Origin of the sequence: Pandoraea sp. LA3 (genome assembly GCF_022696215.1) — a bacterium.
Lineage (GTDB): Bacteria > Pseudomonadota > Gammaproteobacteria > Burkholderiales > Burkholderiaceae > Pandoraea > Pandoraea capi.
Map to the genome: position 1 here is coordinate 254,005 of NZ_PTPY01000025.1, position 9,400 is coordinate 263,404.

Annotated in this window: 6 protein-coding genes; 4 read left to right on the top strand and 2 right to left on the bottom strand. The window is 63.4% G+C overall.

What is annotated here, in order from left to right:
* Positions 1 to 149: 149 nt before the first annotated feature.
* Positions 150 to 2,135 (bottom strand): diguanylate cyclase, encoded by a 1,986-nt coding sequence (locus C5N93_RS07405; RefSeq protein ID WP_242558781.1) that lies wholly within the window; start codon positions 2,133 to 2,135, stop codon positions 150 to 152.
* 461 nt (positions 2,136 to 2,596) lie between these two features.
* Between C5N93_RS07405 and mutS the strand changes: the two genes are divergently transcribed.
* Together mutS and C5N93_RS07415 are read left to right on the top strand one after the other, a co-directional pair.
* Positions 2,597 to 5,278 (top strand): DNA mismatch repair protein MutS, encoded by a 2,682-nt coding sequence (gene mutS, locus C5N93_RS07410; protein ID WP_242558798.1) that lies wholly within the window; start codon positions 2,597 to 2,599, stop codon positions 5,276 to 5,278.
* A gap of 10 nt (positions 5,279 to 5,288) precedes the next feature.
* A complete protein-coding gene (locus tag C5N93_RS07415; protein ID WP_242558782.1) occupies positions 5,289 to 6,686 on the top strand; it encodes a hypothetical protein in 1,398 nt (465 codons plus the stop codon).
* A 192-nt stretch (positions 6,687 to 6,878) separates the two neighbouring features.
* Here C5N93_RS07415 and C5N93_RS07420 read toward each other — a convergent pair whose 3' ends face one another.
* Positions 6,879 to 7,406, bottom strand: coding sequence for a peptidylprolyl isomerase (locus tag C5N93_RS07420; protein ID WP_242558783.1), 528 nt, complete (start codon positions 7,404 to 7,406; stop codon positions 6,879 to 6,881).
* Between the two features lie 86 nt (positions 7,407 to 7,492).
* Between C5N93_RS07420 and C5N93_RS07425 the strand changes: the two genes are divergently transcribed.
* Together C5N93_RS07425 and C5N93_RS07430 are read left to right on the top strand one after the other, a co-directional pair.
* Positions 7,493 to 8,749: a cupin domain-containing protein gene (locus C5N93_RS07425; protein WP_242558784.1), complete on the top strand. Its 1,257-nt coding sequence runs from the start codon at positions 7,493 to 7,495 to the stop codon at positions 8,747 to 8,749.
* Between the two features lie 179 nt (positions 8,750 to 8,928).
* Positions 8,929 to 9,186, top strand: coding sequence for a hypothetical protein (locus tag C5N93_RS07430; protein ID WP_242558785.1), 258 nt, complete (start codon positions 8,929 to 8,931; stop codon positions 9,184 to 9,186).
* The last annotated feature ends 214 nt before the right edge of the window (positions 9,187 to 9,400 follow it).

Consider the following 9,400-nt stretch of genomic DNA (forward strand, 5'->3'; position numbering starts at 1 on the left):
AACTTCAGGGAAGATGATCGCCACCGCACTTTCGATTGCCTGCGGCTAACGCGCGAGAGGCGACGCCGGTTGCCGGCCCAGTCGGATGGGAACACGTCACCGCGACGCCATGCCGCCCCGGTGAGTGCCCGCTTACCTTCCGATGGCGCTTACCGAATGCGGCCGGAAGTGCCGGTCGCGTTTTCCTGGCTGAGAACGAAGCGCCCGCGTCCGCCATGCTTGGCGTCGTACAGGGCGCGATCGGCGGCTTCGAACAGCATGTCGGACGTCCTGTCCTCGCCGCTCGGCACGATGGCCACGCCAACACATGCGCCGACCGAGACCTCGCCCACCGAGAGCATCATCGGTCGCGACGCCGCATCGAGAATCGCCATCGCCGCGCGCTCGACGTCGAGCAAATCCTGGACGTCGCGCATGATCACGGCAAACTCGTCGCCACCGAAGCGGGCAATCACATCGCCTTCACGCACATTCGCGATCAGACGCTTGGCCAGACGCCGCAGGAGTTCGTCGCCCAGCGCATGCCCCCAGGTATCGTTGACGACCTTGAATCGATCCAGATCGACGAACAGCAGTGCTTGCGCGCCCGCCCCCTCGCGCGCCCGGCGCACCGCGCCCGACAACGCCTGATCGAAGCCTTTGCGGTTGAGCAATCCCGTGAGGTGATCCGTATGCGACTCACGCCGCCAGCGCCGCTCGTTCGAGCGCTCCACCGAAATATCGCGCACGAACACGTGCACCCCGGCCAGCACGTTATGCGAAGCCCACTCCGGCTGATAGCTCACTTCGAAGCATCGATACAACGCATCTTCACCGAAGTCCCACACGAACGTCGCCGCTTCGCCCGCGAGCGCACGCGCCAGATGCGGCGCGAATTCGCGATACAGCGACGGTCCGAGCAACTCGCGCGCCGTGGCACCCAGAATGCGTTCGCGCGGACGCCGCAACCGCACCTCGCACGCCCGGTTCACGAAGGCGAATCGCTCGCCGCCATCGAGGAACGCCACGAGATACGGCACCCGATCCGCGACCTCCTGCATGCGCCGCACGTTCGCGCGCGCCGCCTCGCGCGAGATCTCCAGCGCCTCGGTCCGGTCGCTCAGTTGCTGCATCATGGAGCGGAAGGTATTTGCGAGCGCGCCGATCTCGTCTGCCCGTTGCACGGGCAGTGACTGCACGGCGCGCATGTCGCCTGCGCTGCGCTCCACGAGGTCGCGCAGCGTGTCGAGCGGACGCAGCAGACGACGCGCCACCCACCACATCACCAGCGCGGCGATCCCGATAGCGACAATCGCCAGCAGGAACACCTGACGTCGCACGCGCGAGATCGGGCTGAACGCCTCCGCGCCCGGCAGCACCGCCACGACGAACCACCCCGTCGTCGCCATCGGCGCGCGGGCCACCAGCGGCAGCATATGCACGATGTCGTTCGAATTGCCGTCGCGCACGCCACACAACGTCTGCGATGGCCCGACGGCCGTCAGAATCTTCGCAACGTCGACCTGAATCACGTACCTCGGCGGATTTTCGTTCGAGATGAGGCAGTAACGCCCGGTCTCGCCGACACGATTGCTCGCCAGATCGACGATGAAGTTCTGCCGCAGCAAGTTGATCGCGCCGCCCACGACGGCAATGACCTTGCCCTGCGCGTTTGTCACGGGCACGGCGAGCACGACACCCGGCGAGCGCGTGATCTTGCCGGCAATCACGCTGGACGCCGCCTGCGGCGCGCCGGCGAGCAACTGCCGGAAGTAATCGCGATCGGCGATATTGATGGGCGTGTCGGGGAACGTCGAGTCGTAGAGCATGTGCCCGTCGGGCGCAGCCACGAACAACGTATTGAATGTCTCGGGCATCGACACCGAGAGTTTGACGAAGGCCTCGAACTGCGCACTCGTCATGGCGTTCGGATCGCCAATGTTGCCCGCCATGCGGTGGAGCACGAGAAATTTGGAGCGCAACTTGTCGTCGAGTTGATCGGCGGCAAGTTTGACGTGCGTGTCGAGCTGCGCCTGCATCGCGCTTCGCAACTCGCCATAGACGAAGAACTCGATCCCGACGGCCAATCCGACGATCAATATCATCGAGACGAGTGCGGTCGCCGCTGCGACCCGTCCCTTCAACGACTTCACCATACTGGCCCGAACGAGAGTAGCTTTTGTCTTGCTTTTGCTTATTTTTGCGAGAGCTTACCACCCAAAACGGCACGTTTTCGGGAAACTTGAGAAAAACTCGGCCCCTTCGTGTAACCGACTCACCGACATCGAAGTGTGACATCTGCGTGGTATCCGCGCGGTATCGATAGGGATTGAGTAACGGAGGATGTCGAACCCGTCGTAAAATTGCGCATCCAACGCGCCACGATGGTGCGACCCGCCCGATCGCCGATTTGACGCAGCGCCAGCCGCCGGCCCCATTGCCGCCCGCCGCGAGACGCATCCGACCGACGATTTGGCCGCATGCATCGTGACCCGACTCGCCCGACCCGAATTCATTCATGACGAGCACCCAAGCGACACACGCCCCAGACGCATCGACTGCATCGACCGCATCGACGATTGCGCCCACGAATTCCGCGAACGCCGCGGCTCCGGCCATGACGCCGATGATGCAGCAGTACACCCGCATCAAGGCCGAGCATCCGAACATGCTCGTCTTCTATCGCATGGGCGACTTCTACGAGCTGTTCCACGACGACGCCGCCAAGGCCGCGCGCCTGCTCGACCTCACGCTGACCGCGCGCGGTCAGTCCGGCGGTCAGCCGATCCGCATGGCCGGCGTGCCGCATCACGCCGTGGAGCAATACCTCGCCAAACTGGTCAAGCTTGGCGAATCCGTCGCCATCTGCGAACAGATCGGTGACCCAGCCACCTCGAAAGGCCCCGTCGAGCGCAAAGTCGTTCGTATCGTGACGCCCGGCACACTGACTGACGCCGCACTGCTCAGCGACAAGGTCGACCAGTACCTTCTCGCCGTCCAGATGCCGCCCGCGCGACGCGCCAGTGAACGCGTCGCGGGGCTGGCATGGCTCTCGCTCGCGAGCGGCGAGTTGCGCCTGATGGAAGTCGCCGCAGACAAACTGCCGCGCGAACTCGAACGCATCCGCCCGGCCGAGACGCTCTTGCCCGACAGTACGGTCGAAGCCTTCGCAGGGTTCTCGCTGGGAACCACCACGCGCGTGCCCGACTGGCACTTCGACATGGCGGCCGGCACACAACGCCTGCGCGACCAGCTCGGCGTGGCCAGCCTGACCGCTTTCGGGTGCGACGGGCTCGATCCGGCGCTGGGCGCGGCCGGTGCGCTCTTGCAGTACGCTGCGGCCACCCAAGGCCAATCGCTGCGCCATGTGCAAAGTCTGAATGTAGAGCGGGAAGCCGCCTATATTGGCCTCGACGCCGCAACGCGTCGCAACCTCGAACTGACCGAGACGCTGCGCGGCACCGAATCGCCCACGCTTCTCTCGCTGCTCGACACCTGCGGCACGACGATGGGCAGCCGCCTGATGCGTCACTGGCTGCACAATCCGATGCGCGATCAGGAAGTCCCGCAGTCGCGCCAACTGGCGATTGCCACACTGCTCGAAGGCCCTGGCGCCTGGCGCGCGCTCAACACCGAGCTGCGTCACGTGGCCGACGTGGAGCGCATTACGGCGCGACTGGCATTGCTGACGGCACGTCCGCGCGACCTGTCGAGCTTGCGCGACGCATTGCGCCGTCTGCCCGAGCTGCACACCACACTGCGCGCCGTCGAGTCGCGCTCACCGCTGCTGGCAATCCTGCACGAGGATCTCGCGATTCCCGACGACGCCCTCGCCCTGCTCACCGGCGCCGTTGCTGAAGAACCCGCAGCCATGGTGCGCGACGGCGGCGTCATCGCGCGCGGCCACGACGCCGAACTCGACGAATTGCGCGACATCTCCGAGAACTGCGGTCAGTTCCTCGTCGATCTGGAAACGCGCGAACGCGCCCGCACCGGCATCAACAATCTGCGGGTCGAGTTCAACAAGGTGCACGGCTTCTACATCGAAGTCACGCGCGGCCAGACCGACAAGGTGCCGGACGACTATCGCCGCCGCCAGACGCTGAAGAACGCCGAGCGCTACATCACGCCGGAACTGAAGACGTTCGAAGACAAGGCGCTGTCCGCCCAGGAACGCTCGCTCGCGCGTGAAAAGATGCTGTACGACGCGCTGCTGCAATCGCTGCTGCCGCACATTACCGAGTTCAAGCGTATCGCGCAGGCGCTCGCTCAGCTCGACGTGCTGGCCTCACTGGCCGAACGCGCCGAAACGCTCGGCTGGGTGAAGCCCGAACTGGTGCAGGACCGTGTGGTCGACATCCGTCAGGGCCGCCACCCGGTCGTCGAACAGCAGGTCGAGCGTTTTATCGCCAACGACTGCTCGCTGGGCGACCCGCGCCGCTTGCTGCTCATCACCGGCCCGAACATGGGCGGTAAGTCGACGTTCATGCGCCAGACGGCGCTGATCGCCCTGCTCGCTTATGTCGGCTGCTACGTGCCCGCCGAGTCGGTGCGCCTCGGACCGCTCGACGCGATCTTCACACGCATCGGCGCCTCGGACGACCTCGCCGGCGGGCGCTCGACATTCATGGTCGAGATGACCGAATCGGCCGCGATCCTGCATACGGCCACCGATCAGAGTCTCGTGCTGATGGACGAGATCGGGCGCGGCACGTCGACGTTCGACGGCCTCGCGCTGGCATGGGCCATCGCCCGCCATCTGCTCGGCCACAACCGCTGCTATACGCTGTTCGCCACGCACTACTTCGAACTCACGCAGTTGCCCGACGAATTCCCGCAATGCGCGAACGTCCACCTGTCTGCAGTCGAACACGGCGAAGGCATCGTGTTTCTGCACGCCGTGCAGGATGGCCCGGCCAGCCAGAGCTACGGTTTGCAGGTCGCGCAACTCGCGGGGGTGCCGATGCCGGTCATTCGCGCGGCACGCAAGCATCTCGCCTTGCTCGAACAACAGGCGCTCGACCCCGCGGCACCGCAACTCGATCTCTTCGCCCCGCGCGCGGCCGTCGATACATTCAATGCGTTCGATGCATTTGAAGACGAGACCGAGAATTCGGACAATGCCGGTGCAGCTTCCGCGATCAGCGGGAGCGACGATCGTACCGCAGCACTCGATCCGGCGGCCGAAGCGACACTTGCGCGCCTGGCGCAGATCGATCCGGACGACCTGCGTCCGCGTGAAGCGCTGGATCTCCTCTACGAACTGCGAGGCCTGTTGAGCGGCCGCACGAACGACTGACGTCACGCCAATGCCAAGCTTGCGTCGCCTGCATCGCCATCGCTCTGCGCCTGCCCGGGCTAGCGCTCGCACCGGTCTGCTGATCGCGTGCAGCGTGACGCTTGCACTGGCGATCGCGGCCACGCAGGCGTTCGGTTCGCCGGCAAGCGCGAAGCCGACGGCAAAGGCCGCCACAAAAGCCCAACCCAAGGCGCCGGCGAAGCCGCCACCGTTCGAGTTCGCCGTGCTCGGCAACACGCCGTTCAACAACACCGAAGTTCCGGTCGCGCGCAGTGTGCTGGCGAGCATCGGCGACAGCGATGCGGCATTCGTGGTCCACGCAGGCAATCTCAAGAACGTTGGCGAATCGTGCCGCGACGATCTCATCACCCAGCGACTGAGTCTGCTCGCCAGTTCCCCAAAACCGATGATCTACGTGCCCGGCGCGAACGACTGGGCGGATTGCGAGCGGGCGTCAGACGGCAGCTACAACCCCGTGGAGCGGCTCGACTATCTGCGAGATCACGCCTTCGACGACGACGCCCTGCTCGGCCCGGGACCGGTCGGCTACGCACAGTTCGATCTCACACGGCAAAGCGACATGGCGCGCTTTCGCCAGTATCACGAGAACGTTCGATGGTTCTATCGCGGCGTGGTCTTCGTCGGCGTCAATCTGCCGGGCAACAACAATAACTACCGATCCGCCGGCGGCCGTAACGGCGAGTTCGAGGACCGCGTCATCGCCACGCGCGTGTGGTTGCAGCACGCACTCGTCTACGCCCAGCAGAAAGACGCCATCGGCATGGTCATCGTCGCGCAGGCCGATCCCGAGTTCGAACCCGTGCGCAGCAGCGGGCTTAAGGGCATCTTCTCGGACCGTAACGGACGTCGCGGCGTCGACGGCTACAAGGATTTCCGCACGCAATTGCAGCGACTGGCCGCGCGCTTCAAGGCACCGATTCTGCTGATCGACAGCGGCAAGACGATGCATCACACGCAACCGCTGCGTGATGCGCATGGCGCACTGGTGAAGTCGTTCACGCAGTTGAGCACCTACGGATCGCCCGCCGCAAACCGATGGGTTCGCGTAACCGTCGATCCCAGGAAGTCGCAGTTGTTCAGCTTCGAAAGCGCGACACTGCCAGCAAACAGTCCGACGGCACCGGCAGTCAACGGCCCTCGCCCCGGGAGCGCGGCCTCCGCATCTAGCCTCACATCGAACGTCCTGACGGGCGCAACGGGCACCGCAGCGTCTGCGCCACAAGCCACGCCTACGATGTCGGCTGCGCCTTACTCCGCCCTCTATCCGGCATCAGGACTCTCTACCAACAGTCCCTCAGTCAGCTCGGATCCGAATCAGGGCGTGATGCCGATCGGCCCGGCACTCCTGCCAAGCGCCGCGTCGCACGCCCCGACACGCGGCAAATAGGCGCGAGCCTGTCGTGGAGCCGCGGACGACACCGGCATTCGAATCACGCTGTCGAGGGCCAAAAGCGCAAACACAAAACACAAACGCCAGTCAGGCACATCGTCATGTCACGATGCGCCTGACTGGCGTTCATGGTCCCTACAGTCCTGCTACGCTTCGCGATACGTCATCCGACGGACCGCGTGAGACGCATCAGTGCAACGTCGGGGCGTCGTCTTCGTCCTCGTCGACGATCTCGAGACCCGATGCGCCGTGCGCATGCTGGTGCTCGATTTCCTCTTCCGTGGCCTGACGCACGTCCGTCACCTTCAGTTCGAAGCGCAGTGCCATACCCGCGAGCGGGTGGTTGCCGTCGAGCACGACCTTGTCTTCGGCAACGTCCGTCACCGTGTAGATGAACGTGTCGGCTTCCTCGTCGCCGTCTTCCGGCGTGCCTTCGAACTGCATGCCGACTTCGAGCGGTTCCGGGAAACGGCCACGCTCTTCGATCTTGATCAGCTCGGAATCGTAGTCGCCAAAGGCGTCCGACGGTTCCAGTTGCAGTTGCGTTTCAAAGCCTACGTCCTGCCCGTCGAGCGCTTCCTCGATCTTGGGGAACGTGCCATCATAGCCGCCGTGCAGATAAACCATCGGCTCGGCGCCGCTTTCTTCGATCAGGTTGCCCTGAGCGTCCGACAACTTATAAGTCACCGAGACGACGGTATTCTTTTCGATCTTCATCAAACTCTCCGAAAAACAGCCCGCATTATACGCGCAGCCGTATGACAGCGCCCCGGCAGTGGCTGTATCGATTACATCGATTACGCATGACGACCTCTCGCAAGACATCGCCCAAGCGCGACAACCCGCCTCAAACGGCACCTTCATCGCTCCTCGGCGGCCTTGCTGCCGACGCGTTCATGAAGCGCTACTGGCACAAGCGCCCGCTGCTCATCCGGCAAGCCATTCCCGACTTCACCGCGCCGCTCTCGCGTGAAGCGCTGTTCGCGCTCGCGGCACAGGACGATGTGGAATCGCGTCTGATCAGCCATGCCCGCAAGCGCTGGCAGCTCGACCACGGCCCGTTCGACGCCGACGACTTGCCGCCGCTCACCCGCAAGCAGTGGACGCTGCTCGTGCAAGGCGTGAATCTTCACGCACCGGCGATCGACACGCTCATGCAGCAGTTTCGCTTTATTCCCGACGCGCGTCTCGACGATGTGATGATCAGCTACGCGACCGACGGCGGCGGTGTCGGCCCGCATCTCGATTCTTACGACGTGTTTCTGCTGCAAGCGCATGGCAAGCGTCGCTGGCGCATCGGGCCGCAGCGCGACACCACGTGGCTCGAAGACGTGCCGCTGCGCATCCTCAAACACTTCGAAGCCGAAGAAGAATGGGTGCTGGAACCGGGTGACATGCTGTACCTGCCTCCGGGCTACGCGCACGATGGCGTCGCCGAGGGCGAGTGCATGACATACTCCATTGGATTTCGCGCGCCGCTGGAGCAGGAGATGCTCCAGAACTTCCTGTACTACCTCGCCGAAAACGCAGCGGAACTGCCGTTTGCGCGTCACTTCGCCGGTCGATATGCCGACCCGAAACAGCCCGCCGTCAAACATCCCGCCGCACTGCCCGATGCCATGATCGACACCTTGGTGACGCAACTCGAACGCGTGCGCTGGGGGCAAAAGGAAGTGGAGGATTTTCTCGGCCGTTGGCTGAGCGAACCGAAGTCGCACGTGTTTTTCGATCCGCCGGAAAAGCCGCTCGCGACGAGTCGTTTCGTGCAAGAAGCGTCGTCACGCGGATTGATGCTGTCGGCGAAGACGCAATTGTTGTATCGACGCAACCGATACTACGTCAACGGCGAACCGCTCGAAGTGCCCGTCAGCGCGCGCGCAACGTTACGCGCGCTCGCCGATCGACGTACGCTGGATGCGAGCGAATGTGCGAATTTCGAGCAAAATAACCAAGAAATCGTTGAAATTCTGTACGATTGGTACGCTTCGGGATGGCTGCAACTCGGGGCGGACTCGAAGGCCATGCGAAAGTTGCGCGCTGTAAGGAAAAAAGCGGGGTAAATGCGCGAGTTTGACGTGACGCGTTGGGGAAAACCCAATATAATTTCTCGCCAAGCAGCTTGCATGACCAAGGGTAATCCTCAATTGCCAATGTCTCGCAATCGGCTTTGCGCTGGCAAGAGCGTATTACCGTAACTAATATTCAATTCGCTTGTCTTCTACCATAAAAGGACGTGATCATGAAGAAGTCTCTCCTCGTCGCTTCGTTGTTGGCTATCGCCCTGACCGCCTGCGGCAAGAAGGAAGAAGCCGCTGCTCCGGCTGCTGACGCTGCCGCTTCGGCTGCTACGGCTGCTTCGGACGCCGCTTCGGCTGCTGGCGCTGCTGCTGATTCGGCTGCTTCGGCTGCTGGTGCTGCTGCTGGCACGGCCGCTTCGGCTGCTGGTGCTGCTGCTGACGCCGTTGCTTCGGCTGCTGACGCTGCTGCCAGCAAGTAAGCTCTCGCTGCCGCAAGGCAGTTGAGCAAAAAAAGCCGGTCTTACGACCGGCTTTTTTACGTCTGTTGTCCCGTCCTGAAATAGGTTGACACTTTTTCGTTGAAACGAGGAGGTGGCAAATGGAGCAAGGGATTAAGCGGACACAGCGAGACTACAGCCTGGCTTTTAAGCTGTCAGTGGTCGAGCAAGTAGAAAAAGGCGAGTTGACCTATAA